The following is a 23,522-nucleotide window of genomic DNA, read 5'->3' on the forward strand; positions in this document are numbered from 1 at the left end:
ACTCAGGCATGTCACGTCGCCGCAGGAACGGAGCCCCCATGATCGGCACCATCGGACTTTTGCTCGCCGTCGTCGCAATCGTGCTGCTCGTCTGGCGCGGCTGGCACATGGCCATCGTCTCGGTTGCGGCGTCGCTGATCGTCATCCTCGCGAACGGCATGGATCCGCTCGAGAGCATCAACGTGAGCTATCTGGGCGACATGTCCGCCTTCGTGGGCAGCTGGTTTCTCCTCTTTGCCCTGGGCTCTATCTTTGGGCGCATCATGGGGGACTCCGGGGCCTCGGCGGGCATAGCGGCAAGCATGCTGCGCCTCGCGGGCGAGCGCCACGCGCTGCTCGTCATCATGGTCACGGGCCTCGTGCTCTCCTATGGCGGCATCAGCGCCTTCATCATCGCGTTTTCGGTCTACCCCATCGCGGCCGAGCTCTTCGAGCGCGCGGACATCCCCAAGAAGCTCATCGTCGCCGCGATCATGGTCTGTCCCGCCACGCTCGGCATGGTCATGATGCCGGGCATCCCCTCCACGCAAAACCTCATCCCCGCGAGCTTCCTCGGAACCGACGCCTACGCCGGGGCGCTTCTCGGCGTCATCTGTTCCGTGGTGATGTTCGCCGCGTCCTACGTCTACCTGCAGTGGGAGATCGGACGGTGCCGGGCGCGCGGCGAACACTTCGTCCCGAGCCCCGGGGAGACGCTCTCCCGCCCGGACGACGCCGACACCCCGCCGATCTGGGCGTGCTTTGCCCCCATCGTTCTTCTCGTCATCTTGGTGTTTGCTCTGCAGACCGCCGGCATGGGAGCCACGGACGCGGTGGTCGTCTCGATGACGGCGGCGGTCCTTGCCGCGTGTGCGCTCTTCCGCCGGCGCGTCCCCGGCATGAGGCGCGCCGTCGGGGAGGCGTGCGCGAGCGGCCTGGGGTCGCTCGTCTCCGTGGCGGCCATCATGGGCTTTGGTGGGGTGGTCGTGGACTCCCCCGCCTACCAGGGCATCGTCGCGGCGCTCATGTCCACGAGCCTGAGCCCGCTGTGGCAGGGCTTCATCACGATCTTTGCCATCGCCGGCATCACGGGCTCGGCCATCGGGGCGCTCAACATCTACCTTGGCAGCATGGCGCAGACGCTGCTGGCGACCGGGCTCGACCCCGCGATGATGCACCGCGTCCTCTGCATGGCATCCGTGGGCCCCGCCACGCTTCTGCCCCACACCTCGGCCATGGTCGCCGCCAACCAGGCCGCCCACACCGAGGTGAGGGACACGTACCGCTACGTGCTGGTCTCCTGCGCGTTGCTGCCGATCGCCGTGTCGCTTCTGGGCATGGCCCTCGGCCTCGTTGGCGTGGTGTAGGGCGGCTCGGCGTTCTTGTCCTCCCCAGAGGACAAGAACGGAGAGCCGTCTCAACCCCTGACGTGCAGCTTCACCGCGCCGTGCGACACGGGCACGCCAAAGAGGGCCCGCTCGAGCCCAACGCCGCACCGCGTGGCCTTGAGCAGCCGCTGATGCAGCTCGGCGACCTGCTCCGCCGGGGCCGGGCCTCCCGGCTGGCGGGGGATCTCGTCCTCGAAGAGCGCCACGGCCCTCATGAGCTCCGCGTGGTCTGACATCTGGTCTAGCTTGATGGTGTTTATCGTCCAGCCCATGTGCTCGAGCGCCTCCTTGCGGCGCAGGTCCTTCTCGGGATCGAGGTGAAACTCGAGGCTGTCATACTCCGCCCCGCGCCGCACGGCCGGCCAGGCGATGTCGATCGAGCAGCTCCTCGTGCCCGTCACCGCCGCCGCGGCGTCGTCGAGCGGAACCACGTAGTTGAGCTCCGGCCGCACGAAGGCGAGCCCCCGGTGGCGCCCGGGCAAAAAGAGCTCTCCCGTCAGCACCGTCTCCATCGGGGAGCGCGCGGCGTCGCACACCCAGCGCAGCGCCTCGCGCGCCCGGCTGAGCCCGTAGAGCCCCGAGAGCGCGTCCACGACCTCACCGATCTTCTCGACGGACGTGAGCGGCGGACGCTCGTAGTAACCTGAGACCATCTCGGAGAAGTGGGAGTAGCGCCCGCACAGCTCACAGCCAAGGACGACGGCACCCACCAGAGAGAAGCCCCGCGCCATCTGCACGAAGCAAAGCTCCGGACCGGCCGCATAGACGTCCGGCGCGAGCTCCAGCAGCAGCCCCTCCGGCATGACCGGCAGTCCAAAGTTATGCGTTTCGAAGGCCTCGGACTGGATGGCGCGCACTCCCTTGGCGGCAAGAACGTGGACCGGAACGCGACGAATGCCAAACTCACTCAGGTCGAGACGACGAAGCTCCCGGGAGTCTGTCGAGATGAGTCCCATGTCCAGAGCCTCGCTTACGCGAGGATAGGCCCTCACCTGCGGCGGAACGGCACGCAAGAGCTCCAGGGCGGAGTTGTGAGAGATGACTACCGGCATACGACCCCCTTCGCTCGCAAGCGATGGGGGTCGCCGTGCCAGACACTCTACCACAGCCCGATCATGAGACATTGAGTCGACCTTAGGCCAAAGACGGAAAGAATTACCTACTTCAAAACCAGTAGGTAACGGGCCCATAATCGGAGAAGAACCCCTTTTGAATGCAGTTACCTACTGGTTTTGAAGTAGGCAACCGATCAGCCCAGAACAGCCGCGCCGAGAAGGGCATCGAGCCGCGAAAAAACGGGGGCGGGGCCAAAGCCCCGTCCCCGTGGACGCACGTATGTCGAGAAGGACCGCTAGTCCTGGTTCTTCTCGATGGAGCGCATGACGGCCTTGTAGACCTCCATGATCGGGATGATCAGGAAGGCCAGGCCGAGGGCGGCGGCGAGCGCCTCCATCGGCAGCTCCATGAAGCCGAACATCTCGGCCAGGAACGGGACCTCGACCACGATGACAGTGAGGATGAGGGCCAGGATCGCGGCGCCCCACAGCCACTTGTTCTGCTTCTTCATGGAGAACAGCGACGCGCGGCGGCTGCGCATGTTGAAGCAATGGAAGATCTCGACCATCGAGAGGGTGATGAACGCCATGGTGACGCCCTCCTCGTCGGCGGTGCCCGCGATCATGTCGGCGATGTTGATGTAGCCCATGTCGAGGTAGACGCCCACGAAGAACGAGGCCAGGACCAGGATGGTGATGACGATGCCCTGGAAGAGGATGTCGACGCCCATGCCGCCCGCGAAGACGCCGTCAGAGGCCTTGCGCGGCTTGCGCTTCATGATGTCGCCCTCGGCCTCCTCCATGCCGAGCGCCAGCGCCGGGAAGCAGTCCGTGATGAGGTTGATCCAGAGCAGCTGGACCGGCTGGAAGATCGTGAAGCCCACGAGCGTGGCCACAAAGACCGAGAGCACCTCGGCGATGTTGGCGGAGAGCAGGAACTGGATGACCTTGCGGATGTTGTCGTAGATCCTGCGGCCCTCCTCCACCGCGTTGATGATGGTGGCGAAGTTGTCGTCGGCAAGGACCATGTCGGCCACGTTCTTGGTGACGTCGGTGCCGGTGATGCCCATGCCCACGCCGATGTCGGCGCGCTTGATGGACGGGGCGTCGTTCACGCCGTCGCCGGTCATGGCCACGATCTTGTCGCGGCTCTTCCAGGCGTCGACGATGCGGGCCTTGTGCTCGGGCTGGACGCGGGCGTAGACGCTGTACTCGGTGACCTTCTCCTTGAAGTCCTCGTCGGAGATCTTGTCGAGCTGGGCGCCCGTGATGGCCTCGGAGGCATCCTTGCAGATGCCGAGGTTCTTGGCGATGGCCACGGCGGTGTCGATGTGGTCGCCGGTGATCATGACCGGGCGGATGCCGGCCTCCTTGGCCTCGGCGATGGCCGGGGCGACCTCAGGACGCTCGGGGTCGATCATGCCGGAGAGGCCTACGAAGACGAGGTCGTGCTCGAGCGCCTCGGGGCTGCAGTCGGCGGGCAGCGCCTTGTGCATGCGCACGGCGGAGGCGAGCACGCGCAGCGCCTGGTTGGCCATGTCCTTGTTGGCGGTCATGATCTTCTCGCGGCGGGCGTCGGTCAGGGTCTCGACGGTGCCGTCGGCGTTCATGACCTGGGTGCAGCGGCCGAGCACCACGTCGGGGCCGCCCTTGGTGTACTGCTCGAAGGTGCCCTCGGGGGTCTTCACCACGACGGACATCATCTTGCGGCCGGAGTCAAACGGGGCCTCGCCCACGCGCTCGTAGCGATCGGCGTTGCCGTTCTCGTAGAAGCCGAGCTTGGCGGCATCGTTGACCAGGGCGCACTCGGTGGGCTCGCCCACGGCCTCGCCCTTCTCGGCGTCCCACTTGGCGTCGGAGCACAGGGCCATGGCGCGCACGTGCAGCTCGTCGGGACCCTCGACCTCGTGCTTGGTGACGGTCATCTTGTTCTGCGTGAGGGTGCCCGTCTTGTCCGAGCAGATGATCTGGGTGCAGCCGAGCGTCTCGACGGCGGTCATCTTGCGGATGATGGCCTGGCGCTTGGACATCTTGGTGACGCCCATGGAGAGCACGATCGTGACCACGGCCACGAGGCCCTCGGGGATGGCGGCGACGGCGAGCGACACGGCGACCATGAAGGTGTCGAGGATCATCTCGGGGTTGGAGCCGAGCTCGCCGCCGTGGCGGATGAGGTCGACGGCGAAGATGATCACGCAGATCGCGAGCACCAGCTTGGTGAGGATGCCGGAGAGCTCGTTGAGCTTGATCTGGAGCGGCGTGAGCTCCTTCTTGGCGGTGGTGAGGGCGTCGGCGATCTTGCCCATCTCGGTCTTCATGCCGGTTGCGGCGACGACGGCGCGGCCGCGGCCGTAGACCACGGTGGAGCCCATGTAGCACATGTTCTTGCGGTCGCCCAGGGGCACGTCATCAGTGCCGGCGTCGAGCGCGATCGGCTCGACGTGCTTCTCCACGGGCACGGACTCGCCGGTGAGGGCGGCCTCCTCGATCTTCATCGAGGCGCTCTCCAGGACGCGGCAGTCCGCGGGCACGGAGTCGCCGGCCTCGAGAAGGACGATGTCGCCGGGCACGAGGTCGGCGGAGGGCAGGTGGGTCAGCTTGCCGTCGCGGATGACCTTGGACTGGGCCGCGCTCATCTGCTGCAGGGCCTCGAGGGCCTGCTCGGACTTTGCCTCCTGGACCACGCCGAGCACGGAGTTGATGATGACGACGGCCATAATGATGATGACGTCGGCCCACTCGGACTCGCCCTGGATGGTGCCGGTGATCGCCGAGATGGCGGCCGCCACGATGAGCATGATGACCATCGGGTCGGCCATCTGCTCGAAGAAGCGCTTCCAGAGCGGGGTCTTCTCCTCCTTCTCGAGCTCGTTGGGCCCGTATTGGGCCAGGCGAGAAGAAGCCTCGCCCGAGCTGAGACCGCTCTCCTCGTCAGAGGACAGCTCGCTCAGCACCTCGTCGGTAGGTACCAAGTACTCCTTCATTCAGTTCCCCTCCTGGGAAATAGGCGCCCGGCAGATTGATGCCCGATCATAATTCCCCAGGAAGGGGCAAGGGCCCATCAAGGCTGCCATGCCGGACGCATGGATAAAAACACGAGGGCTATTCTACCCGACGCTGGGCTTACATTTCATTGTCCCTTTGACCAGTTGAGCGGTTTTGGTGAACGTCTATCGATGTCGCCGCGACCATGCGACGTCGCCGACCTCGCCGCGCCCGTCTCGCCGTACGCCTGAGACCGATTTCAAAATCAAGCTGGAATCGGCGGGCGATCACTTACGCCACCCTTGCGTGCGCTAAACTTGGGGCCGATAGACTATCGCCGCGCGTGCGCCTTACGCACACAGAAGGGACTTCTTGCGATGAACATTCTTTTCTACGGAACCGCCAGCTACGACAGGGCTTCGTTCACCACGGAGCTGACCGACTACCCCGAGATCAAGATCGACTTCACCGAGACCAACCTCACGCCCATGACCGCCGCCCTCGCCCGCGGCTACGATGCGGTCTGCGCCTTCGTCAACGCCGACTGCGGCGCCATGACGCTCGAGATCCTTGCCGGGTTTGGCGTGAAGCTGCTGCTCATGCGCTGCGCCGGCTTCGACGCCGTCAACGTGGCCGTGGCCAAGGACCTGGGCATCAAGGTCACGCGCGTCCCCGCCTACTCCCCCGAGGCCATCGCCGAGCACGCCATGGCCCTCGCACTGGCGGCCAACCGCCGCATCTGCAAGGGCTACATCCGCGTCCGCGAGAACGACTTCTCGCTCGACGGCCTGGTGGGCAACACCCTGCACGGCAAGACCGCCGGCATCATCGGCACCGGCCGCATCGGCGCCGCCCTCTGCCGCATCTGCAAGGGCTTTGGCATGAAGGTCCTGGGCTCGGACCTCTATCCCAACCAGGGGCTCGTGGACGAGGGCGTCGTCGACGAGTACGTGGACTACGACGAGCTCTACCGCCGCTCCGACCTCATCTCGCTGCACGCCTTCCTCAACGACGAGAGCCGTCACATGATCAACGACGAGTCCATCGCCAAGATGAAGGACGGCGTGATCTTTGTGAACACCGGCCGCGGCGGGCTCGTGGACACGCAGGCCCTCATCCGCGGCATCCTCTCCGGCAAGATCGGCGCCGCGGGCATCGACGTCTACGACGAGGAGGGCCCCAACGTCTACCAGAACCGCGCCGGCCAGGTCATCGACTCCGTCACCGCGCGCCTCTGCTCCTTCCCCAACGTCGTCATGACGAGCCACCAGGCCTTCTTCACCCACGAGGCCCTCGGTGAGATCGCCCGCGTCACCCTCGACAACGCCAAGGCCTTCGCCAACGGCACTGACTTTGTTGACCGCAGCGTCGTCTGCTAGCACGGCAGCGGCGCGGTAAGAATCGCCTCTCGAAGAAAGGGCACAGATGGCATTCAACAAGAAGAAGACCAAGATCGTCTGCACGATGGGTCCCGCCGTCGAGGACGAGGAGGTGCTGCGTCAGCTCATCCTGCACGGCATGAACGTCGCGCGCTTCAACTTCTCCCATGGTAGCCACGAGTACCACCGCAAGAACATCGAGCGGGTCCGCGCCCTCTCCCGCGAGCTCGCCATCCCCGTTGCCATCATGCTCGACACCAAGGGCCCCGAGGTCCGCACCGGGCTTCTCGAGGGCGGCAAGAAGGTCACCCTCGAGACCGGCGGCACCTGCGTCATCACCACCGACGACGACGTCGTGGGCACCGCCGAGCGCTTCTCGCTCGACTACAAGAACCTCCCGAACGAGGTCGAGGAGGGCACGGTCATCCTCATCGACGACGGCCTCATCGGCCTCGAGGTCGTGAGCGTCGAGGGCAACGACATCACCTGCAAGATCAACAACGGCGGCGAGCTCGGCGAGCGCAAGGGCGTCAACTTCCCCAACCTCAACATCAACCTCCCCTCCGTCACGCCGCAGGACCGCGCGGACATCATGTTTGGCTGCGAGCTCGGCATCGACGCCATCGCCGCCTCCTTCATCCGCGACGGCGAGGCCGTTCAGGAGATCCGCAAGATCTGCATCGAGATGGGCACCCCCAACGTCCTCATCTTCCCCAAGATCGAGAGCGCCCTGGGCGTCAAGAACTTCGACGAGATCCTGCACGCGGCCGACGGCTGCATGGTCGCCCGCGGCGACCTCGGCGTCGAGGTTCCCGCCGCGCAGGTCCCGCACATCCAGAAGACCATCATCCGCAAGTGCAACGAGCACTACAAGCCCGTCATCACCGCCACGCAGATGCTCGACTCCATGCAGCGCAACCCGCGCCCCACGCGCGCCGAGATCACCGACGTCGCCAACGCCGTCTACGACGGCACCGACTGCGTCATGCTCTCCGGCGAGACCGCTGCCGGCAAGTACCCGATCGAGGCCGTCAAGACCATGTCCGACATCTGCAAGGAGACCGAGAAGTACCTGCCCGAGCGCAAGGAGTACCACGAGCGCGGCGGCATGCGCAACGTGAGCGGCGCGACCGGCTTCGCGGCGCTCGAGATGGCCGACCGCGTGGGCGCCAAGTGCATCCTCGCCCCCACCAACTCCGGCCGCTCCGCGCGCCTCATCTCGACCTTCCGCCCGCGGGTGCCGCTGTTCGCCACCTCCCCCAACGAGCAGACCATCCGTCGCACCTGCTTCTACTGGGGCGTCTACGCGTACCGCACCACCGAGCAGGGGTCACTCTCCAGCACGCTCTACAACGCGCTGACCACCGCCAAGCTCAACAACCTCGTCGACACCGGTGACATCGTGGTCATCACCGCCGGCGACCCGCAGACCTCGCCGCGCATGGGCGACTACACCACCTCCACCAACATGGCGATGGTGGCCCAGGTGCAGTAGGCGGGCCATTTCTCCCGCAACGGCTGAGGCCCCGGGAAGTTCCCTCCAGGCGTGCTCTTCGAGAAACGCCTTTCGGGAACTTCCCGGGGCCTCTTGCTGTCGACGAGTCCCTTACCGCAGGGTTTGGTTGGGACGCCCCCTACCGCTCGCAGCGCCAGTAGTACGCCGAGTAGGGCTTGAGCTCGGAGCCGCCGCCGAAGTCGTGCTCCTCGCCGGTGATGAGGTCGACCGCGCGGCCGCATTGGGCGTCGAAGTGCACCGTCGCCGGCTCGCCGCTCGCGTTGATCGCCACGATCACGCGCTCGTAGGTCCCGTGCTCGCCGCCTGCGTAGGTACGCTGGAACACCAGCTGCTGGGGCTGGCACTGGAGCTGCGCGTAGTCGCCCCAGACAAGGGCCGTCGAGTCCTCGCGGGCGCGCGCGATCGCCGCGACCCAGTCAGTGAGCGCGCCCCACTCGGGCGCGTCGAGCGCCGGTCGCAGCTCGTGGTCGCCGGGAAGCTGCTCGCCCTCGATCCCCCACTCGGAGCCGTAGTAGACGGCCGGCACGCCGCTCATCGCAAAGAGCAGGCCGTAGAGCGGGACCAGCTGGTTCTTGTCGGTGAGCTTGGTGGCGATGCGCGGCACGTCGTGGTTGTCCACGAAGTCGAGCATGTGGCGGCCGGTGTAGAGGTCCCACGGCTGGCTGCCGCTCTGGCGCTCCAGCGCGTAGGCGATCTCGTGCATGTTGGCGGCGTTCATCGACGACCAGAGGCCCTTGTAGGCCTCGTAGTTGGTGACCGAGTCGCAGAGGTCGTCGCCCATCCACTGGTTGTAGTCGCCGAACATGGTCTCGCCCACCAGCGGGAACTTCTCGCCGCGCTCGCTGCCGATCTGGTTGGCGAGGTTGCGCAGGAAGCGCAGGAACCCCTGGTCAAGGCAGTAGGCCACGTCCAGGCGCAGGCCGTCGATGTCAAACTCGCGCACCCAGCCGCGGATGACGTCCGCCAGGTAGTCGTTGAGCTCGCCGTTCCAGTGGTTGAGCTTCACGAGGTTCTGGGCACCCTCCCAGCAGCTGTAGGAGAGACCGTCGTTGAAGCAGTTGTTGCCGTTGAAGTCGATCTCGAACCAGCCGGCATAGGGGCTCTCGCCGCGGCGGGCGAGCACGTCCTGGAACGCCCAGAAGCCGCGCCCCACGTGGTTGAACACGCCGTCCAGCAGAACCTTGATGCCGGCATCGTGACAGGCGTCCACCACGCGGCGCAGGTCCTCGCCCGTGCCCAGGCGGCAGTCGACCTTGGTGTAGTCGCGCGTGTCATAGCCGTGCGCATCGGACTCGAAGACGGGGTTGAGCAGCAGGCACGTGACGCCGAGCCGGGCCATGTGGTCGATCCAGCCGTTGTCAATAAGCTGCAGGATGCGGTGCTCGAGAACGCCGTCGTTCTCATGCGGGGCGCCGGTGAGGCCCAGCGGATACACCTGATAGACAAAGGACGGCTCGTACCAACTCATGCGGGAGCTCCTCTCAAAGACAGCGGACCTCCAACATTCTAGCCGCCTCCCGCTCGCCTATTTTTGCGGTGGGTCAGCGGCAGACGGCCGCGTGGCAGGGTATGTACACCGCCTCTTGAGGGTATGTACACCCGCCGGTTTTGGGTTGGTTGCAAACGCGCAGGTAGATAAGCTGGCGAGAAGAACGGGTGGCTCGGAGGGGTGTACATACCCTCAGGCGGGGGTGCACACACCCTCGCGCTGCGGCCGCGAAGGACGCGCGGCAGGAAAAGGGCGGCCCCAGCGGGACCGCCCTCGGGAAAGGGGACGCCGGAAGCGAGCGTCAGCGCTCGTAGACGGTGCGGCCGCCCACGATCGTGCGGACCACGTCGTAGGCATCGTCCATGAGCACGAGGTCGGCGCGGGCGCCCACGGCGATACGGCCGCGGTCGGCCCAGCCGAAGAGGCGCGCCGGGTTCTCGGAGAGCGGCTTGGCGGCCAGCTCCACCGGGGCGCCCGTGAACTTCATGAAGTTGCGCAGCGCGGTGGCCTGCGTGAGCGTGGAGCCGGCACGAACCCCCGTGGTGGCGAGCTTGGCGTCGCCGTCCTCGACCACCACGTCGTTGACGCCGAGCTTGTAGTTGCCGTCGGGCAGGCCAGCGGCCATGATCGAGTCCGTGATGCCCAAGATCTTGTCCCAGCCCTTGACTTTGACGTAGAGGCGCACCGTGCCCGGGACGAGGTGACGGCCGTCGCAGATCGTCTCCGCGTAGAGGTCGCTCTCGAGCGCCACGCCAAAGATCGCGGGCTCGTGCTGGTGGAAGAGGCGCATCGCGTTGCCCACGTGCGTGGCGGACTTGGCGCCCGCGTTCACGCACGCCCAGGAGAGGTCGTAGCCAGCGCCGCTGTGGCCGATGGCGGAGGTGATGCCCAGGGCCTCGAGCTGCGGGATGAGCTCGGGCACGCCGGGGACCTCAGGCGCGAGCGTGGTATAGAGGATGTGCCCGCCCGCGGCCTCCTGGTACCGGCGGAAGAGGTCGACGGACGCCTCGTGCATGAGCAGGTGCTCGGGCATGGCGCCCTTGTACTCGCTCGAGAGGCACGGCCCCTCCAGGTGGATGCCGAGAAGCGCGGCGCCGTCGTAGGGGCCGCCCTCGATGACCTGGCGCGCCTGCTCGATGCACCAGAGCGTCTGCTCCGGCGTGTCCGTGAGGATGGAGCAGAGCCAGCCCGTGGTGCCCTGGGAGGCGAAGAAGCGACCGATGGTGCGCAGGCCCTCGACATCGGCGGCGTTCACGTCGAAGCCGGCGGCGCCGTGGGTGTGCACGTCGATGAAGCCGGGCAGGGCGAGAAGCCCGCTCGCGTCGATGACCGGCAGGCCCTTCTCGTTGTCATAGGCCGAGGAGAGGCCCGTGACGACGCCGTCCTCGACGGTGACGTTCAGGCGCGCGAGCTCGCCCTTGGACAGGACGCGCGCACCCGTGATGTAGCAGCTGGAAAGCATGGGGCGCCTCCCTAGTAGGCCTGCTGGCGGGCGACGTCGTTGACGTAGATCTTGGCGTCGGGATGGCTCTGGAGCAGCGTCGCCGGGAAGGCGGCGGTGGGCTCGCCGTAGGCCGCGCGGCGCACGACGCCGCGGTGCCAGTCGCGGAAGACGCCGAGGCGCACCTTGCGGGCGCCCAGGATCTCGCGCATGCCGATGGTCACGCAGCGGTGCGGCATGTCCTCGAGGGCGCCGCCGAGGTCGCCCACGCAGTTGGTGGCACGGGTCTCGGGGTGGATGTCGAGGGTGCGGGTCTCGAGCGCGGCAAACTCCTCGCAGGTGAGCTCGGGCTGCGGCTCGTTGAAGGCGAGGTGCCCCGTGATGCCGATGCCGCCGAAGGCGATGTCCACGCCGCCGAGCTCGTCGATCACGCGACCGATGTGGCCAAGATCGTGCGGGTCGGGGAAGACGCGCTGCTCCTCGGGCATCACGAGCTCGGGGTCGATCTTGTCGTAGACGGTTTTGGCCATGAAGCCGCGGAAGGAGAGCGGGTCGTCGGCGCTGATCCACTCGTCGTTGTCGTCCAGATACTCGTCCATGTTGATGAACCAGCAGTCCTTGAGGGAGATGCGCTGGTCGTTGACCATCTTCACGAAGTAGGGATAGTGGCCGACGGGGCCCACCGGGCAGATGAACACGGTCTTCTCGCCACGGGCGTTGTGCTCGCGGATGGTGCTCACCATCTCAAGGGCGAGGTCGAAGAAGACCTCGGCGGAGTCACCGGCGCAGACGAGCGGCACGCGGGCGCCCTGGCCCAGGTCCTCGGCCGAGATGTGATAGTACTCCATGCTTGCTCCTTGTCTCGCATAAGAGAGGCGGCCTCCCCGCGCGGATGGGGAGGGTCACCCTGCTGCGGAGAGGCCGTCTTTTCGGGGGCGTCGAGCGCCCTCAGAAAACTGCTGTGCGCGCGAGCGCTACTTGAGGGTCGTCTCGTAGAGCTCGTCGGACTCGGTGATGACGTCGGTCAGGACGTAGTCCTCGACGGGCACCTCGGCCTCGATCTGGCCGCCGTCCAGGAAGACCTTCTGCTGGGCCTCGTAGTAGCCGACGATCGTGTCGGTGTTGCCGATGGCGTCGACGGCGCCCTGCCAGTCGCCCTCGCCCGTGGACTGAAGGAGCGTGTCCTCGGGAACGCCGAGCTCGGAGGCAAGCAGCTTGGCCACGGCGTCGATGTTCTCGGCGCGATAGACCTTGCCCTTGTCCAGAGCGGCGCCAAAGCGCACGAGGACGTCGTGGTTGGCCTCGGCGTACTCGGGCAGGACGACGTAGGAGCCGGGGAAGGCGACCTCGTCGGAGTAGTCGGTGTTGGTGCCGAGGACGAGGTAGTCGTCGCCGAGCTGCTGCTCGAGGGTGACGGTGTTGGGCGACCAGGTGGCGGCGGCGTCGATCTGGCCGGCGATGAGGGCCGTCGTCATGCCGGAGACGTCCATCTCGACGGTGTTGATGTCGTCGACGGTGAGGCCGGCGTCCTGGAGGACGTACTGGAGGATGATCTCGGAGGAGGTGCCGGAGGCAACGCCCACCGTCTTGCCGGCGAGGTCGGCGCCGGTCTCGATGCCGTGGGACTTGTTGGCGACGACGCAGTCGGCCTGGGAGAGCTGGTCGAAGGCGAAGATCTTGGCCTGGCCCTGGATGCACAGGGAGTGCGCGCCGTGGCCGATCTGGGAGATGTCCACGGAGCCGGACTGCATGGCCGTGATCTCGGCGGGGCCGGCCTGGAACTGCTCGGTCTCGACGGTGATGCCGACCTCCTCGAAGTAGCCCTGGTCGATGGCCGAGAAGAGCGTGGCGGCGGAGCCCAGGTTGGGCATGAAGGCCACGTGGACGGTGACGGGCTCGTACTCGGTGCCGGCCGGCTCCTCGTCGGCGGTGTCGTCGGCGGTGTCGTCAGTCTCGGGCTCCTGGGTGCCGTTGTCGCAGCCGGCGAGCATCATGCCGGAGCCCACGACGCCGGCGGCGCCGGCGACCTTGAGGAAGGAGCGGCGGCTGAGCTGGTTCATGTCGATCTTCTTCATATCGTTTCCTTTCTCGTGGAGGCGAGTTCTTCTCGCTTCCCTCCCATTTCGGGGACTGGGCCCCGCGTAAAGCCAAAACAAGGTCGGACCTACTTGCGGACGGAGAGGTACTCCTGGTAGACCTGGCTCCAGATGTGGTTCTTGAGCTCGAGGAAGCGCGGGCTCATCTTGGTCTCCTGCGTGCGGGGATACGGGATGTCGATGTCCACGATCTCCTTCACGCGGCCCGGGCGCGCATACATGATGATGACGCGCTGGGCGAGGATGATGGCCTCCTCGACGTCGTGGGTGATGAAGAAGCAGGTCTTCTGCTCCTTCTCCCAGGTCTCGAGCAGCTCGGACTGGAGCTGGGTGCGCGTCTGGGCGTCAAGGGCGCCAAACGGCTCGTCCATGAGAAGGACCTTGGGGTTGACCGCGTAGGCGCGGGCGATGGCCACGCGCTGCTTCATGCCGCCCGAGAGCTCCTTGGGGTAGGACTGCACGAAGTCCTGCAGCTCGACGAGCTTGATGTACTTGAGCGCGATCTCCTCGGCCTCCTTGTCGGACTTACCCTGGAGCTTGAGGCCAAACTTGACGTTCTCGAGGACCGTGAGCCACGGGAACAGCGCGTACTGCTGGAAGACGATGCCGCGGTCGGGGCCGGGGCCGGTGACCTCCTGGCCGTCAACGAGGACGCGACCCTCGGTGGGCTCCTCGAGGCCGCCGATGATGTTCAGGAGCGTGGACTTGCCGCAGCCGGACGGCCCGACGACGCACACGAACTCGTTCTCGTGGATGTCGAAGTTGGCGCCGTTGAGGGCGACCACCTCGCCCTTGCGGGTGTTGAACTTCTTGACCACGTTCTCGATGTGGACCTTTACTGCTGAATCGTTTCCTGCCATCCCGTGAACCTCCTCTCAAGGAACCGGACGATCTTCTCGAAGCAGATGCCGATGATGCCGAGCATGATGATGCCCAGGAGCACGACGTCCATCTGGTAGTAACCGCTCGCCTGCTGGATCATCATGCCGATGCCCTTGTCGCCGCCGACGATCTCGGACGCCATGAGCGTGGTGAGCGAGGTGGAAAGGCCCAGGCGCGCCGCGACGAGGATGAACGGGGTGGAGGCGGGGATGGTGACCTTGAAGAAGATGTCCTTCTGGGTGGCGCCGAGCACGCGCGCCGCCTTGATGAGCGTGACGTCAACGCCCTTGACGCCCTGGTAGATGGTGATGACCATGACCAGGAACGCCGCGATGAAGATGACCGTGATCTTGGAGGTCTGGCCGATGCCGAGGGCGGCGATGATCAAGAAGACGTACGCCAGCGGCGGGATGTTGCGGATGAACTGGATCCAGGGCTCCACGACATGGCGGAACGGATCGTACCACGCCATAAGGAAGGCGACCGGAATCGACACCACGAAGGCGATGCCGAAGCCCGTGAGGACACGGGACACGGAGGCCCAGACGTGCTCCCAGAGCAGGCCGCTCTGGGCACGCTCGATGAAGGCGTTGAGGACCTTCTCGGGTGACGCGAAGACCGCCGGCCACGTGCCGGAGGCGGCGAGCCACAAAGCTATCGCCAGCGCCAGGGAGATCAGTGCCCAAGCCCAGCTTGGCACCTTACTCCAGATGGGTACTTTCTTCTCTTTCAATGACGGCCTCCTTCTTTTCATCCCGCCGTGCCCCTCCCCTTTTGAGACGCTGATGGAGGCGCGACGAGAGCATCCGGCGAACGCGCGTGCGACGTGCAAAAGACCACAGAGCCCAGGGGGCGAGAAGAGCCTTGAAGCGCTCAAACCCAATCGTCCGGCACTCAAACGATTAAGTTACTGCACATCTAAACACACCGTTTGGAGATTTCCTAGTGTAAAGTTGACGTAAGGTCCGCTGGGGGCCGATTTGGTACCGTTCAGCACTTGTTAACCAGTTGAACTCGATAAACGGTCGATTTTGACCCGTGAGCGCGATTCTCCAAGTTCTTCTCAATATGTGGCCTGTGTCATGGTAAACAGGTACTATCTCACTTAATCGAAAAAGTGAGTCTAGGAGGATGGGAGGCGGAAATGCGGAAACGGACCACGCTCAAGGATGTGGCGCAGGAAGCCGGGGTCACCGCCGCGACCGTCTCCTACGTCATCAACAACACGCCCGGCCAGTCCATCCGACCGGAGACGCGCCGGCGGGTGCTCCAGGCGGTGCGGCGGCTCAACTACATGCCCAACGCGCACGCCCGCACGCTCAGAAACCGCACCGTCCCCTGCGTGGGCGTGGTCCTGCGCAGAAACCTCTCGGTCCCGCGCTTCAGCCAGATGGCCTTTGGCATACAGACGCGCCTCGAGGAGGAGGGCTACAACGTCTTGCTCCTCGGCAACCGGGCCGACGCCCTCGGGCACGCGGACTATGCGAGCGCCTACCTCGCCGGGCGCGTGGGCGGCATCATCTTCATCGGCATCGAGAACGAGGGGCCCGACCCCGAGAGCCTCAAGATCCTCTCCGACGAGTCGGCGCCGCTCGTGGTCTTTGACTGCCAGCAGCAGGCGGACACCTACAGCACCGTGGACCTCGACTACCGCGGCGGGGCGCGCCTGATCACCTCGCGCATCCTGGAGCGCGGCTGCCGACGCGTCCTCTACCTGAGACCACAGGTCGACACTGCCCAGGAGCGCCTTCGCGAGCAGGGCGTTCGCGACATCTGCGAGGCGTCCGGCGCCGAGCTGCTCGTACGCGAGGCACCCATCGACCTGCACAACATCGACGTCTGGGACGAGCGCTACACCGTTGGCAGCACCGAGGACGGGATCAAGCTGAGCGAGGAGCTCATCGAGACGGCTCGCGACCTGCTCACGGAGGCCGAGGACGGTGACGCGATCATCACGAGCTGGGCAACGTGGACGCACTTCTTCCGCAAGATCGCCCCGGAGCGCAACCTCATCTACGCGGAGCTCGCCAACAACGGCGAGAACTGGCTCGCCGCCAACTTCTACACGCGCCTGCCCAACTACGAGACCGGCATCGCCTGTGCCGAGGAGGTCCTCTCGCTCATGCGCGGGGGCGCCCCCTCGGCGCGCATCATCAAGCTCACCAACGTCATCGAGCCCAAGCTCGAGCCCCGTCGGCACTAAGCGGGCGGGGCTCGGCCCCGTCTGTCGGACATCGCAAGGCACGACCGAACGACCAAGGAACGCAAGGGAAAGCGCCCGGGAGGCCGGGCCACGAACAAGGAGATGGTCACATGGCACTCGTACCGCTCAAGCCCGTCCTGGACGCCGCGCGCAAGGGGGGCTACGCCCAGGGCGCGTTCAACGTCAACGCCGTCTGCCAGGCCAAGGCAGTCATCGAGGTCCACGAGATGCTGAGGAGCGCCGCCATCCTGCAGGGCGCCGACCTCGCCAACGCCTTCATGGGCGGGCGCGCCGACTTTGCCAACGGCACGGTCGAGGACAAGATCGTGGGCGCCAAGAACATCGGCGACGCCGTGAAGAAGTACGGCGAGAAGAGCCCCATCCCGGTGGTCCTGCACCTCGACCACGGCCGCGACATGGAGAGCGTCAAGGCGGCCATCGCCGGCGGCTACACCTCCGTCATGATCGACGGCTCGTCGCTGCCGCTCGAGGAGAACATGGAGCTCACGCGCGAGGTCGTCAAGTACGCCCACCCGCGCGGCGTCTCCGTCGAGGGCGAGCTCGGCGTGCTGGCCGGCGTGGAGGACCACGTCTTCGCCGCGTCGAGCACCTACACCAACCCGCTCACGGCCGTCGAGTTCGTGCGCAACACCAAGGTCGACGCCCTCGCCATCAGCTACGGCACCATGCACGGCCCCTCCAAGGGCAAAGACGTCAAGCTCCGCCGCGAGATCCCCATCGCCATCCGCGAGTGCCTCTCCCACGAGGGGCTCGACTGCGCTCTCGTGAGCCACGGCTCCTCCACCGTGCCGGGCTACATCGTGCGCGAGATCAACGCCCTCGGCGGCAACATCCAAAACGCCTACGGCATCAGCCTCTCCGAGCTCAAGGCCGCCATCCCCGCCGGCATCAACAAGATCAACGTCGACACCGACATCCGCCTCGCCGTCACCCGCAACATGCGCGAGCTCTTCGCCACGCGCCCGGAGCTCCAGGAGAGCCCGTCGATCGGCGGCGTCTGGCAGCTGCTCAAGGAGCACCCTGAGAACCCCGACCCGCGCGCGTTCCTCCCGCCCGTGTACGACACCGTCATGTACGGCGTGGTCGCCGATGACGACCGCGCGGCGCTCGTCGCCGCCATCGAGGCCGGCGTGAAGGAGGCCGTGGCCACCCTCATCGTCGAGTTTGGCAGCTACGGTCACTACCCCGACGTCGAGCTCGCCACGCTCGACGAGATGGCCGAGCGCTACGAGAAGGCGGGGATCTAGCCATGGAGGCAGACGGCCTGCTCGTCGTCCACGGCGGCGGCCCGACCGCCGTCATCAACGCCTCGCTCTACGGCGCCGTCGACGAGGCCCTGAATACGCCTGGCGTGGGACGGGTCCTCGGCGCCCTGGGCGGCGTGGGCGGCATCACCGACGGCAACCTCGTCGACTTTGGCCAGGTGTCGCGCGACAAACTCGACCTGCTGCCCTTCTCGCCCTCCTCGGCCATCGGCACGAGCAGAAAGCCCCTCGAGGACGAGGACTACCGCGAGCTCGCGCACGCGCTCGACCGCCAGGGCATCCGGTGGCTTCTGTGCACCGGCGGCAACGGCACGATGGACACCTGCGGCAAGATCTGGCGCGCCTGCCACGAGGGGGGCGTGCCCATCGACGTCGTGGGCATCCCCAAGACCATGGACAACGACATCGCCGTGACCGACCATGCCCCCGGCTTCGCGAGCGCGGCGCGCTACATGGCGGCCACCACCTCGGCCATCTGCTGCGACGTGCGCGGCCTGCCCATCCACATCGTCATCGTCGAGGCCATGGGCCGAAACGCCGGCTGGGTGAGCGCCTCGAGCTGCTTCGCGGACGAGTCCGGCACCGGCGGCCCCGATCTCATCTACCTTCCCGAGCGCGCGTTCGACGAGCGCGCCTTCCTCGACGACGCGCAGCGTCTGATCGACGAGAAGGGCTCGGGCGTCGTTGTGGTGAGCGAGGGTCTGCACGCCGCTGACGGAACGCCGGTGGCGCCTCCCCTCATGACCGTGGGGCGCGCCACCTACTTTGGCGACGTCTCGGCACACCTCGCCAAGCTCGTCATCTCCGAGCTCGGCTACAAGGCGCGCTCTGAGAAGCCCGGCCTCATCGGCCGCGCGTCGATCGCCTGGCAGAGCCCCGTGGACCGCGAGGAGGCCATCGGCTGCGGCCGCGAGGCGACCCGCGCCGTGCTCGAGGGCGACTCCGGCAAGATGGTGGGCATCGAGCGCCTCTCGAACGAGCCCTACGAGTCCCGTCTCATCCGCATCCCCATCGAGCAGGTCATGCTCGATGAGCGCACCATGCCGGACGAGTACATCAACGAGCGCGGCAACGGCGTGACCGATGCCTTCCGCAGCTGGTGCCGGCCGCTTCTGGGGCCGGAGCTGCCGCGCTTCGCGAGCTTCGTGTGACGCGAGGGAGCGCCGCGACCGCCAGACCATCAGATTGGAGCCTTCATGAAGCACATCTTCCTCAACCTCAAGCGCTTTGACATCACGCCCGAGCTCGGCGGCGTCAACCGCCTCGCCGAGCCCGCCCGCTGGGGCGAGACCGTCGCCTCCTCCATCAAGGACGTGGCAGAGAAGTACGGCGAGGTCGCGGAGTTCGCCGCGTTTCTCCCCGAGGCGCACCTCGTGGGCGCCTGCGCCGGCGCCGAGGGCAGCCCGCTCGGGATCGGCTGCCAGGGCGTGCACGTGGCAGACACCGCCCCCGGCGGCAACTTCGGCGCCTTCACCACGCTGCGCACCGGCAACTCCGTCGCCCAGCTCGGCTGCTCGTGGGCGCTCATCGGCCACTGCGAGGAGCGCATGAACCTCCGCGCCATCCTCGGTGAGGTCGGGGCTGCCCCGGCCGACGTCGAGGCGGCCGTGAGCCGCATCCTCTCCCGCGAGGTCCGCGCCGCGCAGGCGGCCGGCCTCAAGGTGCTCTTCTGCATGGGCGAGCGCGAGGAGGAGGTCGACAACTGGGAGGCCGTCCTCACCGCCCAAGTGACCCAGGGCCTCGAAGGGGCCGACCTCTCCGGCGTCCGCATCGCCTACGAGCCCGTCTGGAGCATCGGCCCCGGCAAGACCCCTGCCGACGCCCCCTACATCACCAAGGTCGCGCGTCTCATCAAGAGCGTCGTGCCCGGCGTCGACGTGGTCTACGGCGGCGGCCTCAAGGCCGACAACGCCGAGATGCTCGCCGGCATCCCCGAGATCGACGGCGGTCTTATCGCCCTCACGCGCTTCACCGGCGAGATCGGCTTCTACCCGGAGGAGTACGCCCAGATCGTCGACCTGTACCTGAACGCGTAGAACGCACCGCGTCGCACAACGAGAAAGGAAACGTCATGCATCTTGATTTCGAGTGGGGCACCGGCATGATGGGCGCCGAGCTCCCCGACACCACCGACGTCTTTGTCACCGGCGAGACCGTCAAGGACCCCGAGTGCCTGCCGCAGGACTGGGACAGCCTCTACAACGCCACGCTCGAGAGCATCCGCAACCCCATCGGCATGGAGCCGCTCGCCGACCTCGCCCACCCCGGCGCCAAGGTCGTCATCGTCATCCCCGACATCGTGAAGGGCGGCACGCAGCCCACCTCACACCGCAAGGTCGCCATCCGCGCCTGCCTCGACGAGCTCTTCGCCAACGGCGTCTCCCACGACGACGTGCTGCTGCTCTTCTCCAACGGCCTGCACCCCCGCACCTCCACCGCCGAGGCCAAGCTCATCCTGGGAGAGGACCTCTACAACGAGTTCGAGGGCACCGGCCAGATCACAAGCCACGACTCCGAGGACTACGACCATCTCGTCGACCTCGGCTTCACGCCGCAGGGCGACCACGTGATCATGAACAAGTACGTCTATGACGCCGACATCGCCATCCTCATCGGCCACACGCAGGGCAACCCCTACGGCGGCTACTCGGGAGGCTACAAGCACTGCGCGACCGGCATCACCCACTGGCGCTCGATCAGCGCCCACCACGTGCCGCGCGTCATGAGCCGACCGGACTTCGTCCCCGTCTCCACCTCCTCCCTGATGCGCGACAAGTTCGACCAGCAGGGCATGTTCATGGAAGAGAAGATGGGCAAGAAGTTCTTCTGCTGCGACGCGGTGCTCGACACCTGGAGCCGCCAGATCGCGATCTTCTCGGGCTATGCCGCCGAGATGCAGCCCGTCTCCTGGGCGCTCGCCGACAAGCGCACCTACGTGCACTGGGCCGAGAAGAAGTACGACATCGTGGTCATGGGCATGCCCACCAACTTCCACTACGGCGACGGCATGGGCACCAACCCCATCCAGATGATGCAGGCCGTCTCCGCCCAGGTCATCCGCCACAAGCGCATCCTCTCCGACCACTGCGTCTTTGTCATCGCCAGCTACTGCAACGGCTGGTTCCACGACGAGCGCTGGCCGTACCTGCGCGAGCAGTGGGAGCTCTGGCAGTCCGACAAGATGAACACCCTCGACGAGATGATCAAGTACGGCGAGTACTTCGCCACTAACGAGGAGTACATCCGCAAGTACCGCTTTGCCAACGCCTTCCACCCGTTCCACGGCTTCAGCATGATGACCTGCGGCAACCTTGCCGAGAAGTACCTCAGTGCCACCTACATCGTGGGCGCGCAGAAGCCCGGCATCGCCCGCACCATGGGCCTCAAGACCCGCCCGACCTTCGAGGAGGCCATCGCGGACGCCACGCGCAAGTACACCGACGGCAACCCCAACATCCTCGCGCTGCCGCACGCCTACAACCGCGCTGTGCCGCACCTGTGCATGAAGGACCCGTCCCAGAACAGCCACTTCCGCGACGACGCCCCCGCGCACCCCTGCGGCTGCTAGCGTCCTGAGATGCTGGGGCTCAACGAGACATACCTGGGTGCCCGGGTGACCTCCGAGGAGGTCGCCCGGGCCTCGGCCGCGTGCGCCGAGGTGCTCGCGCGCTGCCAGGCCGGTGAGGAGCGTCACGCGGACTCCCTCGGCTGGCTCCACGTGGACGACTGGGCCTCCGACGAGAAGATCGCGCAGATCGAAGCCCTCGCGGCACGCCTGCGCGAGCGTGCGGACACCTTCGTCCTCATCGGCGTGGGCGGCTCCAACAACGCCGCCCGGGCCGCGCTCGCCGCCCTCGGCGCGCGCGACGGCTCGATTGACGGCACTCATCGCGTCGTCTATTCCGGCAACACGCTCTCGGCCTTCGAGCTGCGGCGCGCCCTCGAGGACCTGGAGGGCCATGAGGTCGTCATCGACTGCGTGGCCAAGAACTTCGAGACACTCGAGCCCGGGTCGTCCTTCCGGCTGCTGCGCCAGTGGCTCGTCTCGCGATACGGCGAGAAGGACGCAGCGTCGCGCATCGTCTGCTGCGGCACGCCGGGATCGCACCTCGAGGACCTCTGTCGCGAGCACGGCTACGCGTTCACGACCTTCCCCGAGCCCGTGGGCGGCCGCTACACCGCGCTCACCGAGGTGCACCTGCTGCCGCTGGCCTTTGCCGGCGTGAACGTCCGCGCCTTGGTGGCCGGAGGGCGCGCCGAGGAGGCCCTGCTGCGCGATGCTGCGGCAGACCCCGCGGACAACCCCGCCTGGCGCTACGCGCTTGCGCGACGCCTTGCCCGGGACACAGGGCTGCGCGTCGAGCTCCTGAGCTTCTTCGAGCCGCGCTTCCGCTGGTTCTCCAAGTGGTACGAGCAGCTCTTTGGCGAGAGCGAGGGCAAGGATGGGCGCGGCCTGTTCCCGGCCTCGGCCGAGTACTCCGAGGAGCTTCACAGTCTGGGGCAGTACGTCCAGGACGGAACGGCGCAGATCATGGAGACCTTCCTCGACGTGCTCGAGCCTGGAGACGAGGACTCGCTCGTCCTCGGCGGGCAGGACATCGATGACCGCTTTGGCTACCTCGACGGCGCCGACTTCTGGGACGTCAACAAGGCGAGCTTCTCCGCCTCGCGCGCGGCGCACGCCCAGACGCTGCCCTGCCCCACCATCGAGCTCGACCGCCTCGACGAGGAACACCTGGGTCGCCTGTTCTACTTCTTCATGTTCTCGTGCTATCTCTCCGCCGAGCTCCTCGGCGTGAACCCCTTTGACCAGCCCGGCGTCGAGGCGTACAAGCGCCTCATGTTCCAGACGCTCGGCAGGTAGCGGGACCTTCGGCAGTCCCCCCTTCCCTGGCCGGCCAGATTCCTACCCCCGAGTCTGGCCGGCCTCCGCTGATTTGACAATCACGTCAGGTTATATTGTCAAGTTGTCAATCGCGTCAGGTTATATTGTCAAGCTTGGCCGTCCCTCTGCCGTGCTGATTGGGGACGGGTTATTTCGTGCAGACCGTTTGGGACAGGTTTCCCATGAACCCTGTCCCAAACGGTCTGCACGAAATAACCCGTCCCCAATCAGCAGGGACTGTCCCCAATTAACAGAGGGCCTTGAGGCCGGAGACGATGGTGTCGTGCGCCTCCTTGCGCGCGGTCTCGAAGAACTCCGCGAAGAGCAGCTGGTAGATGGGCTCTCCCGTCACGTGCTCGGCACGGTTCTGCTCCACGATGTCGCGAGCGACCTCCACCGCGGCGAGCACGTCCTTCTCGGCGATCGAGTACATGGGGAAGTCGGCACACTGAGCGACCAGCGCGTCGTCGACGTGCGGGACCATCGAGATGTCGAGGGTGCGCCCAAAGAGGGCGAAGTCCGCCTGCTTGCCCACGCGCGCCCGCTCCCCCGGCTTCACGCCAACGGAGGCCAGATAGGCCCGGGTGTGCGCGTTGTAGACGTGGTCAGCGACGAGGTGTGCCCACGCGCCGCGCACAAGATCGCTCACGTGATCTTGGCGCTCCACGTAGAAGCGCCAGAAGTCATCGTAGCGCGGCAGGGGGATGTGCTCGCGCAGCGCGAGGTGCGTGAGCTTGTAGTCGATCCGAAAGCTGGGGCTGGGCACCATGTAGCCCACGTAGACGTCCGGCACGAAGTTGCCAAAGAGAAAGGCGTTGACGTCGGCCACGCCCAAGGCATCGGCCCCCTCTTCGCGAAGAAGCCGCTCGACGTGCGCGATATGTATGTTCCAGCTTGGCATGGGAGTATCCTAACACGACAGATGCGGCCGGGCACCC

General features: G+C 66.4%; 18 protein-coding genes. 9 read left to right on the forward strand and 9 right to left on the reverse strand.

What is annotated here, in order from left to right:
• The first annotated feature begins 38 nt into the window (after positions 1-38).
• Positions 39-1,346, forward strand: coding sequence for a GntP family permease (locus B5F85_RS04200; protein WP_087314683.1), 1,308 nt, complete (start codon positions 39-41; stop codon positions 1,344-1,346).
• A 50-nt stretch (positions 1,347-1,396) separates the two neighbouring features.
• Here the strand turns inward: B5F85_RS04200 and B5F85_RS04205 are convergent, their stop codons facing one another.
• Both B5F85_RS04205 and B5F85_RS04210 read right to left on the reverse strand, forming a co-directional pair.
• Positions 1,397-2,323: a hypothetical protein gene (locus tag B5F85_RS04205; RefSeq protein WP_087314685.1), complete on the reverse strand. Its 927-nt coding sequence runs from the start codon at positions 2,321-2,323 to the stop codon at positions 1,397-1,399.
• 395 nt (positions 2,324-2,718) lie between these two features.
• Positions 2,719-5,406, reverse strand: coding sequence for a cation-translocating P-type ATPase (locus B5F85_RS04210; RefSeq protein WP_087314687.1), 2,688 nt, complete (start codon positions 5,404-5,406; stop codon positions 2,719-2,721).
• A gap of 378 nt (positions 5,407-5,784) precedes the next feature.
• On the opposite strand from B5F85_RS04210, the gene B5F85_RS04215 reads away from it, so the two are divergent.
• Complete coding sequence (locus B5F85_RS04215; RefSeq protein ID WP_087314689.1) at positions 5,785-6,786, forward strand: 2-hydroxyacid dehydrogenase; 1,002 nt, start codon at positions 5,785-5,787, stop codon at positions 6,784-6,786.
• Between the two features lie 46 nt (positions 6,787-6,832).
• The gene (gene pyk / locus B5F85_RS04220) at positions 6,833-8,281 is read left to right on the forward strand and encodes a pyruvate kinase (RefSeq protein ID WP_087314691.1); all 1,449 of its coding nucleotides are present in this window, start codon (positions 6,833-6,835) and stop codon (positions 8,279-8,281) included.
• Between the two features lie 139 nt (positions 8,282-8,420).
• On the opposite strand, the gene B5F85_RS04225 is transcribed toward pyk, so the two are convergent.
• From B5F85_RS04225 to B5F85_RS04250, 6 genes are all read right to left on the reverse strand, one after another.
• Positions 8,421-9,770 (reverse strand): alpha-amylase family glycosyl hydrolase, encoded by a 1,350-nt coding sequence (locus B5F85_RS04225; protein ID WP_087314693.1) that lies wholly within the window; start codon positions 9,768-9,770, stop codon positions 8,421-8,423.
• Positions 9,771-10,092: 322 nt separating this feature from the next.
• Positions 10,093-11,253: an N-acetylglucosamine-6-phosphate deacetylase gene (gene nagA / locus B5F85_RS04230; RefSeq protein WP_087314695.1), complete on the reverse strand. Its 1,161-nt coding sequence runs from the start codon at positions 11,251-11,253 to the stop codon at positions 10,093-10,095.
• Between the two features lie 11 nt (positions 11,254-11,264).
• Entirely contained in the window at positions 11,265-12,080 is an 816-nt protein-coding gene (locus B5F85_RS04235; protein ID WP_087314697.1) for a glucosamine-6-phosphate isomerase, read from the reverse strand.
• Positions 12,081-12,206: 126 nt separating this feature from the next.
• Complete coding sequence (locus B5F85_RS04240) at positions 12,207-13,307, reverse strand: substrate-binding domain-containing protein (protein WP_087314699.1); 1,101 nt, start codon at positions 13,305-13,307, stop codon at positions 12,207-12,209.
• Between the two features lie 89 nt (positions 13,308-13,396).
• Positions 13,397-14,188: an ABC transporter ATP-binding protein gene (locus tag B5F85_RS04245; RefSeq protein ID WP_087314701.1), complete on the reverse strand. Its 792-nt coding sequence runs from the start codon at positions 14,186-14,188 to the stop codon at positions 13,397-13,399.
• Positions 14,164-14,910 carry an ABC transporter permease gene (locus B5F85_RS04250; protein ID WP_239386682.1) on the reverse strand — a complete coding sequence of 249 codons (747 nt, stop codon included), beginning with the start codon at positions 14,908-14,910 and terminating at the stop codon, positions 14,164-14,166. The genes B5F85_RS04245 and B5F85_RS04250 overlap by 25 nt, the downstream gene beginning before the upstream one ends.
• Positions 14,911-15,354: 444 nt before the next feature.
• Between B5F85_RS04250 and B5F85_RS04255 the strand changes: the two genes are divergently transcribed.
• The 6 genes from B5F85_RS04255 to B5F85_RS04280 all read left to right on the forward strand — a co-directional run bounded on the left by B5F85_RS04255 (position 15,355) and on the right by B5F85_RS04280 (position 22,563).
• A complete protein-coding gene (locus tag B5F85_RS04255) occupies positions 15,355-16,413 on the forward strand; it encodes a LacI family DNA-binding transcriptional regulator (RefSeq protein WP_087314705.1) in 1,059 nt (352 codons plus the stop codon).
• Between the two features lie 110 nt (positions 16,414-16,523).
• Entirely contained in the window at positions 16,524-17,681 is a 1,158-nt protein-coding gene (locus B5F85_RS04260; RefSeq protein ID WP_087314707.1) for a class II fructose-bisphosphate aldolase, read from the forward strand.
• Positions 17,682-17,683: 2 nt separating this feature from the next.
• Positions 17,684-18,850 carry a diphosphate--fructose-6-phosphate 1-phosphotransferase gene (locus tag B5F85_RS04265; protein ID WP_087314709.1) on the forward strand — a complete coding sequence of 389 codons (1,167 nt, stop codon included), beginning with the start codon at positions 17,684-17,686 and terminating at the stop codon, positions 18,848-18,850.
• 45 nt (positions 18,851-18,895) lie between these two features.
• Complete coding sequence (locus B5F85_RS04270; protein ID WP_087314711.1) at positions 18,896-19,735, forward strand: triose-phosphate isomerase family protein; 840 nt, start codon at positions 18,896-18,898, stop codon at positions 19,733-19,735.
• Between the two features lie 35 nt (positions 19,736-19,770).
• Complete coding sequence (locus B5F85_RS04275) at positions 19,771-21,267, forward strand: lactate racemase domain-containing protein (protein WP_087314713.1); 1,497 nt, start codon at positions 19,771-19,773, stop codon at positions 21,265-21,267.
• Positions 21,268-21,276: 9 nt separating this feature from the next.
• Entirely contained in the window at positions 21,277-22,563 is a 1,287-nt protein-coding gene (locus B5F85_RS04280) for a glucose-6-phosphate isomerase (RefSeq protein ID WP_087314715.1), read from the forward strand.
• Between the two features lie 268 nt (positions 22,564-22,831).
• On the opposite strand, the gene B5F85_RS04285 is transcribed toward B5F85_RS04280, so the two are convergent.
• Positions 22,832-23,485 (reverse strand): hypothetical protein, encoded by a 654-nt coding sequence (locus B5F85_RS04285; protein WP_143786129.1) that lies wholly within the window; start codon positions 23,483-23,485, stop codon positions 22,832-22,834.
• Positions 23,486-23,522 lie beyond the last annotated feature (37 nt).

Origin of the sequence: Olsenella sp. An293, from assembly GCF_002159495.1 — a bacterium.
In the GTDB taxonomy this organism is placed as follows: domain Bacteria; phylum Actinomycetota; class Coriobacteriia; order Coriobacteriales; family Atopobiaceae; genus Thermophilibacter.

Coding starts and splice junctions, on each gene's coding strand:
- B5F85_RS04255 (WP_087314705.1), top strand. CDS start 15,355: ATGCGGAAACGGACCACGCTCAAGGATGTGGCGCAGGAAGCCGGGGTC.
- B5F85_RS04265 (WP_087314709.1), top strand. CDS start 17,684: ATGGAGGCAGACGGCCTGCTCGTCGTCCACGGCGGCGGCCCGACCGCC.
- B5F85_RS04280 (WP_087314715.1), top strand. CDS start 21,277: ATGCTGGGGCTCAACGAGACATACCTGGGTGCCCGGGTGACCTCCGAG.
- B5F85_RS04285 (WP_143786129.1), bottom strand. CDS start 23,485: ATGCCAAGCTGGAACATACATATCGCGCACGTCGAGCGGCTTCTTCGC.
- nagA (WP_087314695.1), bottom strand. CDS start 11,253: ATGCTTTCCAGCTGCTACATCACGGGTGCGCGCGTCCTGTCCAAGGGC.
- B5F85_RS04215 (WP_087314689.1), top strand. CDS start 5,785: ATGAACATTCTTTTCTACGGAACCGCCAGCTACGACAGGGCTTCGTTC.
- B5F85_RS04205 (WP_087314685.1), bottom strand. CDS start 2,323: ATGGGACTCATCTCGACAGACTCCCGGGAGCTTCGTCGTCTCGACCTG.
- B5F85_RS04235 (WP_087314697.1), bottom strand. CDS start 12,080: ATGGAGTACTATCACATCTCGGCCGAGGACCTGGGCCAGGGCGCCCGC.
- B5F85_RS04260 (WP_087314707.1), top strand. CDS start 16,524: ATGGCACTCGTACCGCTCAAGCCCGTCCTGGACGCCGCGCGCAAGGGG.
- B5F85_RS04210 (WP_087314687.1), bottom strand. CDS start 5,406: ATGAAGGAGTACTTGGTACCTACCGACGAGGTGCTGAGCGAGCTGTCC.
- B5F85_RS04225 (WP_087314693.1), bottom strand. CDS start 9,770: ATGAGTTGGTACGAGCCGTCCTTTGTCTATCAGGTGTATCCGCTGGGC.
- B5F85_RS04200 (WP_087314683.1), top strand. CDS start 39: ATGATCGGCACCATCGGACTTTTGCTCGCCGTCGTCGCAATCGTGCTG.
- B5F85_RS04240 (WP_087314699.1), bottom strand. CDS start 13,307: ATGAAGAAGATCGACATGAACCAGCTCAGCCGCCGCTCCTTCCTCAAG.
- pyk (WP_087314691.1), top strand. CDS start 6,833: ATGGCATTCAACAAGAAGAAGACCAAGATCGTCTGCACGATGGGTCCC.
- B5F85_RS04275 (WP_087314713.1), top strand. CDS start 19,771: ATGCATCTTGATTTCGAGTGGGGCACCGGCATGATGGGCGCCGAGCTC.
- B5F85_RS04245 (WP_087314701.1), bottom strand. CDS start 14,188: ATGGCAGGAAACGATTCAGCAGTAAAGGTCCACATCGAGAACGTGGTC.
- B5F85_RS04270 (WP_087314711.1), top strand. CDS start 18,896: ATGAAGCACATCTTCCTCAACCTCAAGCGCTTTGACATCACGCCCGAG.